Raw genomic sequence first — 16392 nt, forward strand, 5'->3', positions numbered from 1 at the left:
GAGGACGCTCCGGCGCCTTGCGATCGCACGCTCCCCCACGCTCGGCTTCGCTCGCGCGGGAGGGGCCCCCATGACGCCGCGCGCTGATCCGGCCGGGGATATGACACAGGCTCTGAGAGCCTGGCTCCCTCCATCCCGTCACGACCGATCCGGCTGCGCACCAGTCGGCCGGTGCCCCCTGCTCGAGAAACGAGTCACGCCACATGACCGCCGCCCGAACCGGCCCGGCCTTCTCCGTCCACGACATCCCGTTCAGCACCTACGGATCCTGGTTCGACCTCTCGCCCGTGGTGGCCGAGAAGACGTACGCCGACGACCTCCACCTCGTCTCGCACCAGAACGGCATGCACGCCGTCCTGCGCCTGGTTCCCCTGGACCCGGCCACGGGCGAGCGCGCCGAGACCCGCGTCGAGGCGACCCCGGGCCTGCTCGGCTGGATCGGCGCGGCCGGGCGCGTCGACCTCGCCTACGAGTCGCCGGACACCGTACGGCTGCGGGGGCGCGGCCTCGGCATCGGCGTCCTGGCCGCCGCGCGGACCCTGACCCCGTTCAGCGGTACGTACTTCTTCCATGATCCGGCGGCGGGCGCGCATGTGTTCACGTCGTACGAGACCGGACGCCGTTACCGCGTCACCGTGCTGTCCGGCACCGTCACCGACACGGCCGGAGCCCAGGCGCTGGGCACGGCAGACCGGGGTGTCCGCGTCGCAGCGGACGCGGACGGAGCGTGGGAGATCGCCGTCGAGGAACTCGACACCGCCCGCACGCCGTACACGTCCTCGGCGACCTTCGACGAGATCGTGGAGTCCGTACGGGGCGCGTTCGCGGACTTCGTCGACGCCGTGGCCCCCTGGCGCTCCTCCGCGACGCCCGCGGCCGAACTCGCCGCCTACGTCGTCTGGTCGGCGACCGTACGTCCGACCGGCCTGGTCACCCGGCCCGCCGTGCTGATGTCCAAGCACTGGATGGACAAGGTCTGGAGCTGGGACCACTGCTTCAACGCCCTCGCCCTGGCGCCCGGTTGCCCCGGACTGGCCCTGGACCAGTACCACCTGCCCTTCGACCACCAGGATCACAGCGGCGCCCTGCCGGACTCGGTCACCCACTCCGAGGTCCTCCACAACTTCGTCAAGCCGCCCATCCACGGCTGGGCCTACGGCCTTCTGCGCCGACGCCTGCCGACGCCTCCCGGACCGGCCGAACTGGCTGCGGCATACGAGCGGTTGGAGCGCTGGACCGACTTCTGGCTCACCGCCCGGCGAGCCCCCGGCGCCGAACTGGCCCACTACCAGCACGGCAACGACAGCGGCTGGGACAACGCCACCACCTTCGACCCCGAGCGCGTGGTCGTCACCGCCGACCTGGCCGCCTTCCTCGTCCTCCAGCTGCGTGAACTGGCCGCACTCGCTACGGAGTTGGGCAGGGCCGAGGAGGCGAGCCGATGGACGGCCGAGGCCGGGAGGACCCAGTCGGCACTGCTCGACCAGCTCTGGAGCGGCGACAGGTTCGTCGCCCGGGGCCTCGCCACCGGCGCCACCTGGAGCAGCGGCAGTCTCCTCGACCTGATGCCCGTCGTCCTGGGCGAGCACCTGCCCGCCGAGGTCGGCAGCGCGCTGGCCGACCGCATCAAGGCCCATCTGACGCCGTACGGCCTGGCCACCGAGCTGCCGACCTCACCGCACTACCTCGCCGACGGCTACTGGCGCGGCCCGATCTGGGCCCCCGCCACCGTCCTCGTCGAGGACGGCCTGCGCCGCGCGGGCCACCACCGCCTCGCCGACGACATCAGCGCCCGCTTCCGCGCCCTGTGCGAGACCCACGGCTTCGCCGAGAACTTCGACGCCCTCACCGGGACCGGCCTGCGCGACCGCGCCTACACCTGGACCGCCGGCAGCTATCTCCTCCTCGCCGAGGCACACACCCACCGAGAGGGCCGCTGACCGGCCGTCCCCCCCAGAGCGCCGGGACCGTTCGGTTCCCGGTCCATCCTCCTTCCCCCCAGGAGCCACAATGAAGTCGCCCCTCCCCGGACCCACGAAGCGCACCGGACGCCGAGCCGTCTCGTCCGGCGCCGTCCTCATGGCCGCCCTGGCCTCGACCCTGGTGCCCGCAGCCCCTTCCCAGGCCGCCGACACCAGCGTCACCGTCGACTTCGCCACCGCCGGCGGCGCCCCGACGTATCACGCCTCCGGCATGATCTACGGGATGACGCCGAACGGCTCGCTCCCGCAGGACCACTTCTTCAAGGACATCAAGTGGCACCTCATGCGGGCCGGCGGCGCACAGCTCAACAGCGGCGGCTACGCCACCAGCCTCGCCGACTACCAGACCCGCTGGGCTTCGACCCTCGCCCAGTACAAGCGGACCGCCGCCCTCGGCGGCACCTTCGTCCTGCTCCCGCACGACCTGTGGGGCGCGGACGGCACGACCAACCAGGGCTGGCCCGGTGACAACGGCGACTGGACGAAGTTCGACGCCTTCGTCACCCAGCTCGTCAACGACGTCCGTGCCAACAACATGACGGTCCAGTGGGACCTGTGGAACGAACCCGACCTCGAAGGCGGTGTCTTCTGGGGTGCCTCGCAGGCGCAGTACCTGCAGATGTGGTCGCGCTTCCACGCCCGGGTACGGGCCGCGTTCCCGAACCAGCTCATCGTCGGCCCCAGCACGGCGCACCAGCCCAACTCGTCCAACGCCTGGTGGACCACGTACCTGAACCACGTCAAGGCCAACAACGTCGCCCCGGACATCTACAGCTGGCACGACGAACCCGGCGACCCGGCCACGGACGTCGGCCGGGCCAACTCGACCCTCGCCGCGGCGGGGCTGGTCAACACCCGCCCGTACCAGATCAACGAGTACGCCACCCTGTCCATGCAGTCCCCGGGCGGCGGCGCCTGGTTCATCGGCCGCCTGGAGCGCGCCGGCGCCGACGGCATGCGCGGCAACTGGGCCTCCGGCACCGGCCTGCACGACAACGAGGCCAACCTGCTCACCAAGAACAGTGCCGGACAGTACCTGCCGCTCGGTGAATGGTTCATGTACCGCTACTACGGCTCCCAGACCGGCAACATCGTCAACCTGGTCCCCGGCACCGGCACCGACGGCCTGGCCACCAAGGACAACACCGCCAAGAACGCCAGGATCCTGCTCGGCAGCAGCGGCAACACCGGCACCGTCACCGTCAACCTGACCGGCCTGAACACCACCTCGGTGGTGGAGAGCGGCAAGCTCCGCGCGGTCGTCCAGCGCGTCCCGTACAACAACGGCGCCGCGGTCACCGGCCCGGAGACGATCTCCGACACCACCCTGACCGTCAGCAACAACGCCGCCTCGGTGAGCCTGCCCTGGAGCAACGCCAAGGACGGCTACACCGTCACCCTGCTCCCGCCGTCCAACACCACGGTCTCGACCGTCGCGGTGAGCCAGAACAGCGGCCAGTGCCTGGACGACACCAACCTCAGCACCGCCAACGGCACCCAGTACCAGCAGTGGCACTGCGAGGGCGGCTACCAGCAGATGCTCGACCTCAAGCCGGTGGCCGGGAAGACCAACACCTACACCATCGTCAACGAGCTCAGCGGCAAGTGCCTCGACGTCTCCGGGGCGTCCACCGCCGACGGGGCCGCCGTCATCCAGTACACCTGCGGCACGGGCACCAACCAGCAGTTCACGCTCAACCCGGTCAGTGCGCTGGGCAACAGCAAGGACTACCAGCTGGTCGCCGTCCACAGCGGCAAGTGCGCCGACGTCAGCAACGTCTCGACCACGGCCGGCGCCCTGATCCACCAGTGGACCTGCGACCCGGCGAGCGCCCTGAGCACGAAGAGGAACCAGATCTGGCGGCTCACCGGCAAGGGCTGACGCAGGTCGGCAGGTCGGCGTCCGGTCGTAAGTGACTCCCGTCCGTAATTCTACTGATGCGCGCGCCCCGGTCCGCCCGTATGTTCGGCGGGCCGGGCGAGCGGCCCGGGGATCACCGAAGTGGTCGCAGGTCAGAACGCCGACGACTGCCGACCGTCACCCGCCCGGGCACCGACCGGTCAATCAGCGAGGGACGGAACGTGAACGGCGCAGGACGGATCATCGACGGGCGATTCGAGCTGCTCGAGCAGCTCGGTACCGGTGGCATGGGCACGGTGTGGCGGGCACGGGACACCGCACTGCACCGCGACGTCGCCATCAAGGAGGTCCGCCCCGCCGATCCGAGGACGGCCGCCGCGGCCCCCTCGTCCCTGGGCGTGCAGCACGAACGCGTGCTGCGCGAGGCCCGCGCACTCGCCCGGCTGAGGCACCCCAACGTGGTGGCGATCCATCACATCGTCGACCAGGACCCGTACCCCTGGCTCGTGATGGAGTTCGTGCCGGGGCTGTCGCTGCAGGACCGACTGGACATCGGCCCGCTGGACCCCCGGGAGGCGGCCCGCGTCGGCCGTGACGTGCTGGCCGCACTGCGCACCGCCCATGCCGCCGGTGTGCACCACCGCGACGTCAAACCCGCGAACATCCTGTTGCGCGAAGGGCCGGACCACACCACCTCGGCGGTGCTCACCGACTTCGGCATCGCCGGCCTCCCCGGGGTGAGCCGGCTGACCCACACCGGGGAAATGGTCGGCTCGCCCGAGTTCATGGCCCCGGAGCGCATCCGCGGCGCCGAGGACGCTCCGGCGTCCGACCTCTGGTCACTCGGCATGACCCTCTACGTCTCCGTGGAGGGGAGCAGCCCGATGCGGCGTGGCACAGCCCTCGCCACCCTCGCCGCCGTGCTCGGCGAGCCGGTGCCCCCGCCGGTGCACGCGGGCCCCCTGGCCCCGGTCCTGTCACGGCTGCTCGGGGCGGATCCGCAGACCCGCCCGGATGCCGCCGAGCTGGACGCGCTCCTTGCCGCCGTGATCGACGGCACCAGGACCGACGGGTTGGCGCCCACGGCCAGGTTGGAGACGCCGGCGGTCCGTCGGGTCTCCCGGCATCTGGTGCCTGCCGCGGGGGCCACGGTGGTCGTCGCGGCGCTGATCGCCGCGGTCTCCTACCGGACCCTCACCTCGACCGAGGACGCCGGCGCCGGTGCGGCCGACGGGACCGGAGCCGGCGCGACGGTCAGCGCGCCCGCCGTCGCGCCGACCGCGAGCGGGAGTCCTGTACTCAGTCCCGACCCGAGCCGCGGCTCCAAGAACACGGCAGGGACCGCCGGGCGGACGGCGGACGCGGCCTCCGGCCACACGGCCGACACCTCCGGGAACTCCGGGGCCGAGGACGCGGACCCGTCACCGGACGACACCGACTCGCCCGCCTCGACCCCCGCCGCCACGGCGACACCGGCCGGCTCCACGACGGTCGTGTCGTCCGGCGCGCTGCGCGGCAGACAGTCCGGCAGGTGCCTGACGGCCGACCCGTCCAACGCCGCGATCAGCACCTGCACGGGCGGCGCCGCGCAGACGTGGTCGTTCGGCGCGAACGGCACCCTGAAGGGCGCGAACGGGTACCTGACGGCGACGGCCGGCAGCTACGCGCTCAAGACCGCCGCCGAGTACACCGGAGGCGGGCTGCAACGCTGGCGGCTGAACGCCGACGGCGAGATCGTCAACGAGGAGACGGGCAACTGCGTGGACGTCAACGGCTCGGCGATCGCCGACGGCACCAGGGTGACCCTGTACCTCTGCACCGGCAAGACCAACCAGGCCTGGGTCCAGGCCGCGCAGTAGCGAACGTCAGGATCGGCCGTCGGATGGGGAATTCGGGCGCGGGTTCGATCATATTGGTTTGCCGTGGGCCGGTCCGGGCGGATAAGAATCCTGCATGCTGAGGGGCGACAAGGTCGGGCTCAGGGCCCGACACGAGGACGACATCCCGATCCTGCGGGCCGAGCTCTACGACGACGTGGTCAACGCCTCGCGGTCCGAAGGCGGGCCGTGGCGGCCGATCACGCCCGGCTCGAAGGATCCGCGGCTCGTGGTGGACGACAAGGAGCAGGGGCACGTCCCGTTCTCCGTGGTGGAGCTCGAGGGCGGCACGCTGGTCGGCACCGCGAACCTGTGGGGCATCGACAACCACAACCGGTTCGCGCACGTCGGGCTGGGGCTGCTGCCGTCCGCGCGCGGCAAGGGCTACGGCACTGACGTGGTCGCCGTGCTGTGCCACTACGGGTTCGTCGTACGCGGCCTGCATCGGCTGCAGATCGAGACCCTCTCGGACAACGACGCGATGCTGCGCGCCGCCGAGCGCAACGGCTTCGTCCGCGAGGGCGTGCTGCGCTCCTCGGCCTGGGTGATGGGCGAGTTCCTGGACGAGGTGCTGCTCGGGCTCCTCGCCCAGGACTGGAAGCCGGACTCGAAGCGCTAGCCACGTCATGTCCGCGAAGTGGCGGGCGCGTCGGTCTGTTCGCCGTACGTCGTCTCAGTGCAGGGCGGCCGGCGGGGTCACGCGCTCGCTCTCGGCGTCGAGCGGCAGTGACTCGTCGCGCTTGCGCGGCAGCCACAGCGATGCCACGAGAGTGACCACGAGCGCGGCGGTCGCCACCCAGTACGTCGTCTCGAAGGCCTGCGCCAGGTCGGACAGCGCAGTGCTCCGGAACGCCTCACCCAGCCGCTGAGCGGTCTCCGTGGCCCAGGCCGGGGGCTGGACGCCGGCGCTCTCGGCGTTCGCGATGGCCCCGAGCGCCTTGAACGCCTCGGACGCGTTCTGCTGGTTCGTCAGGACGACCGACATCACGGCGACCCCGACGGACGCGGCGACCTGCTGGATCACGTTGATGAGGGTCGAACCCCGGGCGACCTGGTGCGCCCGCAGTGTCTTCAGCGCGGAGGTGAAGGTCGGCATCATGGAGCCGCCCATGCCCAGCCCCATCACGAACAGGAAGACGATGACCTGCCAGTAGGGCGTGTCGGGATCGGTGCTCATGGCGAGACCACCGATGCCCACGATGATCGTGACCATGCCGAAGGGCACGATCCGCCCGACGGGCCACTTGTCGGCCAGTGTGCCGGCGATCGGCATGGTCACCATCGCGCCGATGCCCTGCGGGGCGACCAGGAGACCGGCCTTGAGGACGTCCTCGCCGCGCACCTGCTGGAAGTAGGTCGGCACGAGCAGCATCGCGCCGAAGAACGAACCGGCGAACAGGAACATCACGATGGTCGAGACGGTCAGGTTGCGGTCCTTGAACAGGCGCAGGTCCAGCAGCGGATGCTCCGGCCGGAACGCCCACCCGACGAAGGCCGCGATCAGCCCCAGGCCGAGCAGACCGGGCAGGAGGACCTTGACGGACGCCGCGGTGCCCTCGCCCGGGATGGAGGAGACGCCGTAGAGGAACAGGGCCAGGCCCGGCGACATGAGCAGCATGCCGACCAGGTCGAAGGTCTCGCTCGGCTCCGGGGCGTCCTTCGGCAGCACCACTGTCGCGTAGATGATGGAGAGGATGCCGAGGGGGAGGTTGATCAGGAAGATCCAGTGCCAGGAGACCGCGTCGATGAGCCAGCCGCCGAGGATGGGGCCGGCGATCGGGCCCAGCAGCATCGGAACGCCGAGGATCGCCATCAGCCGGCCCATCCGCCTGGGACCCGCGGCCTTCGTCATGATGGTCATGCCCAGCGGGACCAGCATGCCGCCGCCCAGCCCCTGCAGGACCCGGAACCCGATCAGCGCCTCGATGCTCCAGGCGAACGCGCACAGGATCGAGCCGAGGGTGAACAGGACCAGCGCGGTGATGTAGAGACGCTTCGTGCCGAACCGGTCCGCCGCCCAGCCCGTGACGGGTATGACCGCGGCGAGCGCGAGCGTGTAGGCGGTGATGGTCCAGGCGACCGTCGAGTAGGCGTCGACGTCGAACGCGTCGAGGAAGGTCGGAAGCGCGACGTTCACGACCGTCGTGTCCAGGATGGCCATGATCATGCCGAGAACGACGGCCCCGGCGACCTTGAGTATGTCCGCGGTGATCTTGTCGTCCTCGCCGGGTGAACCGGCGGCGCTGCTCTTGTCAGCGGCTGTGGTGGACATGCGTTTCCTTCTGGTCGGTCTGGTCTGTCGGAGGGAGCGGGAGCTGGGTGGCCGTCGGGCCGACTGCGAAGGAGCCGTCCGCCAGCAGGGGACGCAGAGCGGTGAGGAACGCGCGGACGTTGCCGTCCGGAAGACGCTCGACGAAGGTGCGCACGGCCCTGCGGCGAGGTTCGAGGTGCTGGTCGACGACCCTGCGCCCGTGCGGGGTGACCGAGACGAGCTTGACCCGCCGGTCCGCCGAGCACTCCCGGCGCTCGACGCTCCCCAACCGGACCAGACGGTCGATGTTCCTGCTGGCGGAGGTGAGGGACAGCCCCAACTGCTGGGCGACCTGGTGGATCGGCCGCGGCTCGTCGGCGGCGGTGAGCAGAACCAGAGCGCGGACCTGCGTGAACGACACCTCCATGTCGGACGGCACACTCAGCTCTTCGGACTCGGCGAGGGTGAACAGGTACTGGAGGAACGTCTCCAGACCGTCGTACAGCTCGGTGCGCTCGCTCATGGGCGTCACGCTAGGGGTGTTACTTGCGGTGTAGCAACCATCGCGCTCGCGGGACATTCCTGTTCGGTGCGGGCGGATTCGGCCCCGCTACGGTGGGGGCATGCAGATGGAGATCCGGGCCGCCGCGATCCGGGGTACCGATCGTCTGATCGACAGTCTCGGCGGCGACGGGGCTGCGCTGCTGGCCCCGTTCGGTGTCTCTCCCGGTGATCTGGACTCCGAGGACGGACTGCTGCCGGCGGCGACGGCCGGGCGGATCCTGCGCCACGCGGCGAAGAAGCTGAACTGTCCCGATTTCGGACTGCGCCTGGCGGCCTATCAGAACCTGTCGGAGCTGGGCCCCCTGGCGCTGGCGGTCGGCAACTGCGACACGGTCGGCGAGGGACTCGACTGCGCGTCACGCTTCCTGTTCGTGCACAACCAGGCCCTCCGGCTGTCGTGCGGGCCCGACCCCGAGCGGTACGCGGGGGTGAGCGCCGTCGAGTACCACATGACGCACCCGGACATCCCGTACGAGCCGCAGACCATCGACGGGGGTCTGGGGCTGCTGCACCGCATTCTCGTCACGATGAGCGGCGGATACGACCTGCTCGGTGTCTATCTGCCCCATCCGCCGCTGACGGACGAGTCGGTGTACGCCGGGTTCTTCGGCGCGCCGGTCCGGTTCGACGCCGGGCAGGCCCTGCTGCGGGTGCCTTCGAAGCTCTTCGCCCAGCCGATGTCGACCCCCGTCAATCCCGAACTGCGGCGCATGGTCGTGGAGTACCTGGAGTCGCACTACACCGACCCCCGGGAGAGTGTGACGACCGCGGTGCGGTCGGCCGTCGGCCGCGCGCTGGGCACCGTCCCCGTGCGGATCGACCTCGTCGCGGAGTGGCTGCACACGCATCCGCGGACGTTGCAGCGGCGGCTGGCGCAGGAGGGCACCTCGTTCCAGGCGATCCTCGACGACGTGCGCAAGAACGCGGCCCACCGGCTGCTGACGGGAACCGACATGCCGTTCTCCCAGGTCGCGTCGCTGGTCGAGCTGGCCGGACAGGCGGCGCTGACGCGTGCGGTGCGCCGTTGGTTCGGCAGGACCCCGACGCGGGTCCGCCGTGACGCCGCCGTGGCAACCGTGTCACAGGGCGTCGTACAGGATGTCGCACAGGGTTAAATTATTGTCGTGCGGGGTTAAGTGAAGAGGGCGGAGGGCTCCCATACTCGGGTGCCATGACCAGTTCCGCAGCCCCTGCCCCGTTCCCCGAGCACGTCGACGTCGTGATCGTCGGCGCGGGGATCTCCGGCATCGACGCCGCGTACCGCGTGCAGTCGCGGTGTCCCGATCGGTCGTACGCCGTGCTGGAGGCCCGTGAGTCCCTGGGCGGGACATGGGACCTGTTCCGGTATCCCGGGATCCGCTCCGACTCCGACATCTTCACCCTCAGTCTTCCGTTCCAGCCGTGGACCGGGGAGAACTCGATCGTCGACGGGGGCGAGATCCTCTCCTACCTCCGGCAGACGGTCGAGCGGCACGGCATCGACCGCCATGTCCACCGCGGCACCAGGGTGGTGGCGGCCGACTGGTGCGGCGAGAGCGCCCTGTGGACGCTGACCGTCGAGCGGGCGGAGGGCTCGCGGGGGACGACGCGGCGCACCGTGACGTGCTCGTTCCTCTACCTGTGCACCGGCTACTACGACTACGAGCGCGGGCACGACCCGCACTTCGACGGGCTGGAGTCCTTCACCGGAACGGTGGTGCGCCCGCAGTTCTGGCCCGAGGGGCTGGATTACGCGGGCAAGCGCGTCGTCGTGATCGGCAGCGGCGCGACCGCGATCACCCTGGTCCCCGCGATGGCGCGCGACGCGGCGAAGGTGACCATGCTGCAGCGCACGCCGACGTGGATCAGCGCGCTGCCGCGACGGGACCGGCTCGCCGACAGGCTCCGGCGGTGGCTGCCCGCCCGGCTCGCCCACCGGGTCGTCCGGGCCCGCAACGCCGCCTACGCGGGCGGCTTCTACCACTACTGCCGCCGGTTCCCGGACCGGGCCCGGGCCCTGCTGACCACGGCCGCCACCCGGCGGATCGGCGAGGCCGCGGTGCGCGAGCACTTCACCCCCTCGTACGCGCCGTGGGACCAGCGGGTGTGCATCGCGGCCGACGCGGACCTGTTCAAGGCCATCAAGCGCGAGGAGGCCGAGGTGGTCACCGACCACATCGACCGCTTCGTCCCGGAGGGCATCCGGCTGCGGTCGGGGAAGGTACTGCCGGCCGACATCGTGGTGACCGCCACCGGGCTGCGCATGCTGGCCCTGGGGCACATCACGGTGAGCGTCGACGGCAAGCCGGTAGAGCCGGCGCGTCACATGCTGTGGCGGGGCACCATGCTCAGCGACGTGCCCAACCTCGCGCTCTGCTTCGGTTACGTCAACCTCTCCTGGACCATGCGGGCGGACCTCACCGCGCGGCTGGTGTGCCGGATCCTCAACCACATGCGCCGCGCGGACCTCGCGGCGGTCGCCCCGGCAGCGGACCCCGGCGTCGGCGAGCGGCCCATGATCGAGCTGGCGTCGGGATACGTCCAGCGGGGCGTGGACGGCTTCCCGCGGCAGGGCGACCGGCGTCCGTGGCGGATGCGTCAGACCTACCTGCTGGACGCCGCCGAGGTCGCCGTTGCGAACCTGCGCCGCGAACTGGCCGGGGTGCCTCGGGCCTCCGTGCGCTCGGCGGCGGGCGACGATCCCCGGCGGGGTGGCTGACCGTGCCCGGCCTCGACGGTGTGTACGAAGAGCGCTACGCCAAGCTGGCCGCGCTGCTGAACGAGAACCTCCACTCGGGCGAGGAGCTCGGCGCCTCGATCGCGGTCGTGATCGACGGAGAGCCCGTGGTCGACCTGTGGGGCGGATGGGCGGACCGGGACCGGACCGTGCCGTGGCGACGCGACACGATCACGAACGTCTGGTCGTGCACGAAGACGGTCACCTCCCTGGCGGCGCTGCTGCTGGTCGAGCGTGGACTGCTCGACGTGGACGCGCCGGTGGCCCGGTACTGGCCGGAGTTCGCGGCCCGAGGCAAGGAGGGCGTGCTGGTCCGGCATGTGCTGTCGCACACCTCCGGCGTCTCGGGCTGGGACCGGCCGGTGACCGTGGCCGACGTCCTGGACGTCCCGGAGGCGACGGCCCGGCTGGCCGTGCAGGCGCCGTGGTGGCCCCCGGGCACGGCGTCCGGCTACCACCTGCTCAGCTACGGGCATCTGGTGGGTGAGCTGATCCGGCGGACCGACGGGCGCACCCTGGGCCGGTTCGTGGCCGAGGAGATCGCCGGGCCGCTCGGCGCCGACTTCCACATCGGTCTGGCCGACTCGGAGTCCGGCCGGGTCGCCGACGTCGTACCGCCGCCGTCCCGGTCGGCCGGCCTCGCGGCTGCCGACCCCGCCGGCGTGGCGACGAGGACCTTCATCGGCCCCCTGGGCGGGGCGGAGGAGTCGTGGCACCCCGCATGGCGTCGCGCCGAGATCGGCGCCGCGAACGGCCACGGCAACGCCCGCTCGCTCGCTCGCATCCACTCCGTCATCGCCTGCGGCGGCACGCTGGACGGCGTACGCCTGCTCTCGCCGCGCACGATCGACCACGTCTTCAGCCCGCAGTCCGACGGGCCCGACCTGGTGCTCGGGGCGCATCTGCGCTTCGGCATCGGGTTCGGACTGCCGTCGCCGGCGGTGACGTACCTCCCGGAGGGACGGATCTGCTTCTGGACGGGCTGGGGCGGATCGGTGGTCGTGATCGACACCGAGCGCCGGGCAGCCCTCTCGTACGTCATGAACCGCATGGGCGCCGGGCTGCTCGGCAGCGAGCGCACGATCCAGTACGTCAGCGCGGCCTTCGCGGCCATGGAATGAAGCCCCGGCGTATTACACCTGTCATAATTATAACGAGTGTTATACCGTGAAGGAGAAAACCATGGCCGAACCGGTTGTCCTGGTGGCGACGTTGGTCGCGAAGCCGGGCCAGGAAGAGCTGGTCGAGAAGACGCTGAAGGCAGCGGTGCCCGCGGTCCACGCGGAGCCCGGATGTCTGCGCTACGCACTGCACCGCAAGACGGGCACCACCGGTGCGTTCGTCCTCGTCGAGAAGTGGGCCTCGCAGGACGAGCTGGGCGCTCATCTGAAGGGCGCGGCGATGCGTGAGGTCTTCACCGCACTGGGAGAGGCGCTCGACGGGCCCCCGGACGTGCTGTTCCTGGACGCGATCCCCGCCGGCGACGCGGACACCGGCGCCGTCTGACCGCCCGGCATTCCCCACGAATCACCGAGGAGCTCTCCCATGAAAAGCCTGATGTTCGTCGCCCCCGGACAGCTGCGCTTCGACGAGGTCGACGCGCCCGCCATCGTCGAGGGCACGGACGCGCTCGTGCGGCCGCTCGCGGCCACGACCTGCGATCTCGACCATCACGTCATCGCCGACAAGACCCCGTTCTCCGGCTTCGGCCCGTTCCCGCTCGGCCACGAGTGCGTGGGCACGGTCGTCGAGGTCGGTCCCGACTGCACGGACGTCGCGGTCGGTGACGTCGTCGGCGTCGCCTGGCACATCGCCTGCGGTACCTGTGCGCAGTGCAGGCTCGGACACACCGCCCGCTGTCTCCTCCACGGCGACGCCCAGTACGGCCTTCCGGTGAACGGGGCCTGGGGCGGGACCTTCGACGAACTCATCCGCGTCCCCTACGCGGACTTCAACCTCGCCAAGCTGCCCGCCGGGGTCGACCCCGTGCACCTGGCCTCGATCGGCGACAACCTCGCGCTCGGCTGGGAGACGGTGATGCCGACCGTCGCCGGGATCACCGACCCGAGGATCGCGGTCTTCGGCGGGACCGGCTCCATCGGCCTGTACTGCGTCGACGTCGCGGTCCACTGCGCCGGAGCCCGCACCGCCTACTACGACGACGACCCGGTCAGGATGAAGGTCGCCGAGCAGCTCGGCGCCGAGGTCCACGACATCCACGGCAAGCGGGAGAAGGACTTCCACCTCGCTGTGGACGCCAGTTGCGACCCCGAGCGGCTGCGCAAGGCGCTGCTGTCGGTCGTGCCCGAGGGCCACGTGAACAGCGTCGGCATCTACTTCGAGGACGTACAGCTCCCCCTGCTCGCGCTCTACCAGCGCGGCGTCCACTTCCATAACGGCAAGGGCCACGCACGGCCGAGCATGACGCCGACGCTGGAGGCGGTGGCCGCGGGCAAGCTCCACCCCGAGCTGGTCACCAGCGGGATCCACCGCTGGGACGAGATCCCCGAGGTGCTGACCTCCGGCCGCGCCGGCCACAAGCCGATCTTCGTCCTGGAGAACTGAGGGAGAGTCCGGCCGCGGCTGCCGCAACACATAACTCGACACCTGGGTCAAGTTATGTGTTACGGTCGGCGCTGAAGTTGACCCATGGGTCATGATAGCTGCGGCAAGGGGAATTCCGATGTCCAAAGTCATCGCCGTCTTCGGCGCCGGTACCGGTCTGGGCGTGTCCGTCGCCCGTCGCTTCGGCCGGGAGGGCTTCCGTGTCGCCCTGGTGGCCCGTCGCAAGGAGCGGCTGGACACCCTGGTGGCACAGCTCGCCGAGGAGGGCGTCGAGGCATCCGCCTTCCCCGCCGACCTGTCCGACCCAAGTGGGGTTCCCGCCCTGGTGGACGCCATCCGCGCGCACTTCGGACGCATCGACGTCGTCGAGTACGGGCCGATCGGCGGCGAGGTGTCCTTCACCCCGGCCGCCCGGCTGGACGCGGCGACCTTGGAGAGTCTCTCCGGGCTCCTCCTGTTCACGCCCGTGGAGGTGTTCCGTGCCGTGCTGCCGGAGATGGTCGAGCGCGGCGACGGCGCCGTCCTGATGACCACCGGCTACTCGGCGGTCCAGCCGATGGCCCACCTCAGCGGGCCGGGCCCGGTGATGGCCGCCGCCCGTAACTACCTGTACTCCCTCAACGGCGAACTCGCCGATGCCGGCGTCTACGCGGGCACCCTCAGCGTCGCCGCCATGATCACCGGGAGTGAGATGGGTGACGCGGCCGCCGAGGGTGACGGGGTTCCCGGCGTGGAGTTTCCCGTCGTCCACCCGGACGAACTCGCCGAGCACTACTGGGACATGTACACCAGGCGCGACCGTGTCGAGCGGGCCCACCCCGTGGAGCTGACGCCCCGCGCCGACGCCGCCGCGTGAGCTCCGGTCCCGACCCCACCTCCCCCGTCGTAACGACGATTGGACATGACATGTCTGGTTCCCTTCTCCATGACGGCACGGCGGAGGACCATCCCGTCGAGAACTCCTCCGGCACGCCGCCCACCGCCAAAGCCTCTCCGGGCGCGGAGGACGCCGTGCCCTCCCTCACGGTCCTCGGTTCGCCGGACGCGGCCGTCTGCGTGGACGGGGTGTGCCACCTGTGAGCGCGCTGCGTATCGACGTCTGGTCGGACGTCGTCTGTCCCTGGTGCTACATCGGCAAGCGACGCCTGGAGTCGGCGCTCGGCCGCTTCGAGCACGCCGACGAGGTCGAGATCCACTGGCACAGCTTCCAGCTCGACCCCACCCACCCCAAGGGCCGGCGCACCCCTGTCTTCGAGACGCTCACGCGGAAGACCGGAGCGCCCCTCACCCAGGTACGGGCGATGACCCGGCAGGTCACCGAACTCGCCGCCGCTGAGGGGCTGTCGTACGACCTGGAGCGGGCCGTCTCCGTCAACACCGTCGACGCCCACCGCCTCAGCCACCTGGCCGGGACGCACGGGCTGGGCGCCGAGATGCACGAGCGGCTGCTCCGGGCCCACCTGGGCGAGGGCGCGATCGTGGACGACCACGACACGCTGGTGCGGCTCGGCGTCGAAGTCGGCGTCCCCGAGGACGAGATACGGCGGATGCTCGACGGCGACACCTATACGGACGCCGTGCAGGCCGACTTCGACGAGGGCCGTCGTTACGGAGCCTCCGGTGTGCCCTACTTCGTCCTCGACCGTGCCTACGCCGTCTCCGGTGCCCAGTCCGCCGGGACCTTCCTCTCCGCCCTGCGCACCGCCCGCGCGAACGCCACGTCGGCGAACCGCTGAACCGGTCAGATCCGTAAGTGAAGCGGGTGGTGGCCTGACCGGTTCTCCGGTTGACCGGTGGCGGATAGAGTGGGAGTCCCACCAGACCGGAGAACGATGCCATGACCGCCGAACTGTCCCGGATCAACACCGAGCCGCGGGAACCGCTCGCGTCCGAGGTCTCACGCAGACTGATCGACTATCTCATGTCCGGTGAGGTCGCTCCGGGGCAGCGGATCCCCTCCGAGCGGCAGTTGACCGAGATGCTCGGCGTCAACCGGCCGACCGTGCGCGAGGCGATCAAGTCGCTCGGCTTCCTCGGCCTGCTGGAGATCCGGCAGAGCAGCGGCACGTATTTCCGGGGTCCCGACTCCGATGTTCTCTACCGGCTGTTCGAGCTCGGCCTGGTGCTGGGGGAGCGCGGTGCGAAGGACCTGCTCCGGGCGCGGGCCGAACTGGAGGTCCTGGTGGCGGGGTTGGCCGCCGAAGCGCGCGACGAAGAGGGCGCCGAACTGCTGCGCGGGCGGCTCGACACCATGCGGACGTGCGCCGACGCGGACTTCCCGGAGGCCGACATGGCCTTCCACGCCACCGTGGCCGACCTGTGCGGCAACGTGGTCCTACGGGACATGCTCAAGGGGCTGCGGGCCATGATCCAGCGCGGCTGGGTCGCGCGTACCGGGTCGACGCGCAGCCGCCAGGTCGCCTACGACGACCATGTGCCGATCCTCGACGCGATCGAGCGGGGCGACGCCGAGGCCGCCCGCGCGGCGATGGCGCACCACATGGAGGGGGCGACCCGGCGGTTGCTGGCAGCCCTGGAGCACGAGGGCAAGGCCGACTGACTTCGTTCAGGCTGAC

Annotated in this window: 15 protein-coding genes; 13 read left to right on the forward strand and 2 right to left on the reverse strand. The window is 70.8% G+C overall.

Features of this window, described 5'->3' with window-relative positions; genetic code table 11:
• Nucleotides 1–203: 203 nt before the first annotated feature.
• The 4 genes from ACLZN2_RS19295 (at nucleotide 204) to ACLZN2_RS19310 (ending at nucleotide 6339) form a co-directional block, all read left to right on the forward strand.
• Nucleotides 204–1940 (forward strand): amylo-alpha-1,6-glucosidase, encoded by a 1737-nt coding sequence (locus ACLZN2_RS19295; RefSeq protein WP_416979724.1) that lies wholly within the window; start codon nucleotides 204–206, stop codon nucleotides 1938–1940.
• A 70-nt stretch (nucleotides 1941–2010) separates the two neighbouring features.
• On the forward strand, nucleotides 2011–3864 hold the full coding sequence (locus ACLZN2_RS19300; RefSeq protein ID WP_416979725.1) for an RICIN domain-containing protein: 1854 nt from the start codon (nucleotides 2011–2013) through the stop codon (nucleotides 3862–3864).
• Nucleotides 3865–4064: 200 nt separating this feature from the next.
• Entirely contained in the window at nucleotides 4065–5702 is a 1638-nt protein-coding gene (locus ACLZN2_RS19305; protein ID WP_416979726.1) for a protein kinase domain-containing protein, read from the forward strand.
• 94 nt (nucleotides 5703–5796) lie between these two features.
• Nucleotides 5797–6339, forward strand: coding sequence for a GNAT family N-acetyltransferase (locus tag ACLZN2_RS19310; protein ID WP_416979727.1), 543 nt, complete (start codon nucleotides 5797–5799; stop codon nucleotides 6337–6339).
• A gap of 54 nt (nucleotides 6340–6393) precedes the next feature.
• Here the strand turns inward: ACLZN2_RS19310 and ACLZN2_RS19315 are convergent, their stop codons facing one another.
• Both ACLZN2_RS19315 and ACLZN2_RS19320 read right to left on the reverse strand, forming a co-directional pair.
• On the reverse strand, nucleotides 6394–7992 hold the full coding sequence (locus tag ACLZN2_RS19315) for a DHA2 family efflux MFS transporter permease subunit (protein ID WP_416979728.1): 1599 nt from the start codon (nucleotides 7990–7992) through the stop codon (nucleotides 6394–6396).
• A complete protein-coding gene (locus ACLZN2_RS19320; RefSeq protein ID WP_416979729.1) occupies nucleotides 7973–8494 on the reverse strand; it encodes a MarR family winged helix-turn-helix transcriptional regulator in 522 nt (173 codons plus the stop codon). Before ACLZN2_RS19320 ends, ACLZN2_RS19315 begins: the two co-directional genes overlap by 20 nt.
• Nucleotides 8495–8594: 100 nt before the next feature.
• On the opposite strand from ACLZN2_RS19320, the gene ACLZN2_RS19325 reads away from it, so the two are divergent.
• From ACLZN2_RS19325 to ACLZN2_RS19365, 9 genes are all read left to right on the forward strand, one after another.
• Nucleotides 8595–9650, forward strand: a complete 1056-nt coding sequence (locus ACLZN2_RS19325; protein ID WP_416979730.1) for an AraC family transcriptional regulator — start codon at nucleotides 8595–8597, stop codon at nucleotides 9648–9650.
• A gap of 56 nt (nucleotides 9651–9706) precedes the next feature.
• Entirely contained in the window at nucleotides 9707–11233 is a 1527-nt protein-coding gene (locus ACLZN2_RS19330) for a flavin-containing monooxygenase (protein WP_416979731.1), read from the forward strand.
• A 2-nt stretch (nucleotides 11234–11235) separates the two neighbouring features.
• Nucleotides 11236–12372, forward strand: coding sequence for a serine hydrolase domain-containing protein (locus ACLZN2_RS19335; protein WP_416979732.1), 1137 nt, complete (start codon nucleotides 11236–11238; stop codon nucleotides 12370–12372).
• A gap of 61 nt (nucleotides 12373–12433) precedes the next feature.
• Nucleotides 12434–12757: a putative quinol monooxygenase gene (locus ACLZN2_RS19340; RefSeq protein ID WP_416979733.1), complete on the forward strand. Its 324-nt coding sequence runs from the start codon at nucleotides 12434–12436 to the stop codon at nucleotides 12755–12757.
• 39 nt (nucleotides 12758–12796) lie between these two features.
• A complete protein-coding gene (locus tag ACLZN2_RS19345) occupies nucleotides 12797–13816 on the forward strand; it encodes a zinc-dependent alcohol dehydrogenase (protein ID WP_416979734.1) in 1020 nt (339 codons plus the stop codon).
• A gap of 118 nt (nucleotides 13817–13934) precedes the next feature.
• Nucleotides 13935–14672, forward strand: coding sequence for an SDR family NAD(P)-dependent oxidoreductase (locus ACLZN2_RS19350; protein ID WP_416979735.1), 738 nt, complete (start codon nucleotides 13935–13937; stop codon nucleotides 14670–14672).
• A gap of 50 nt (nucleotides 14673–14722) precedes the next feature.
• Complete coding sequence (locus ACLZN2_RS19355; protein ID WP_416979736.1) at nucleotides 14723–14896, forward strand: hypothetical protein; 174 nt, start codon at nucleotides 14723–14725, stop codon at nucleotides 14894–14896.
• Entirely contained in the window at nucleotides 14893–15552 is a 660-nt protein-coding gene (locus ACLZN2_RS19360) for a DsbA family oxidoreductase (RefSeq protein ID WP_416979737.1), read from the forward strand. Before ACLZN2_RS19355 ends, ACLZN2_RS19360 begins: the two co-directional genes overlap by 4 nt.
• A 101-nt stretch (nucleotides 15553–15653) precedes the next feature.
• Nucleotides 15654–16376 carry a FadR/GntR family transcriptional regulator gene (locus ACLZN2_RS19365; RefSeq protein ID WP_416979738.1) on the forward strand — a complete coding sequence of 241 codons (723 nt, stop codon included), beginning with the start codon at nucleotides 15654–15656 and terminating at the stop codon, nucleotides 16374–16376.
• Nucleotides 16377–16392: the final 16 nt, after the last annotated feature.

The sequence above is a fragment of the Streptomyces sp. T028 genome, from assembly GCF_048159505.1.
In the GTDB taxonomy this organism is placed as follows: domain Bacteria; phylum Actinomycetota; class Actinomycetes; order Streptomycetales; family Streptomycetaceae; genus Streptomyces.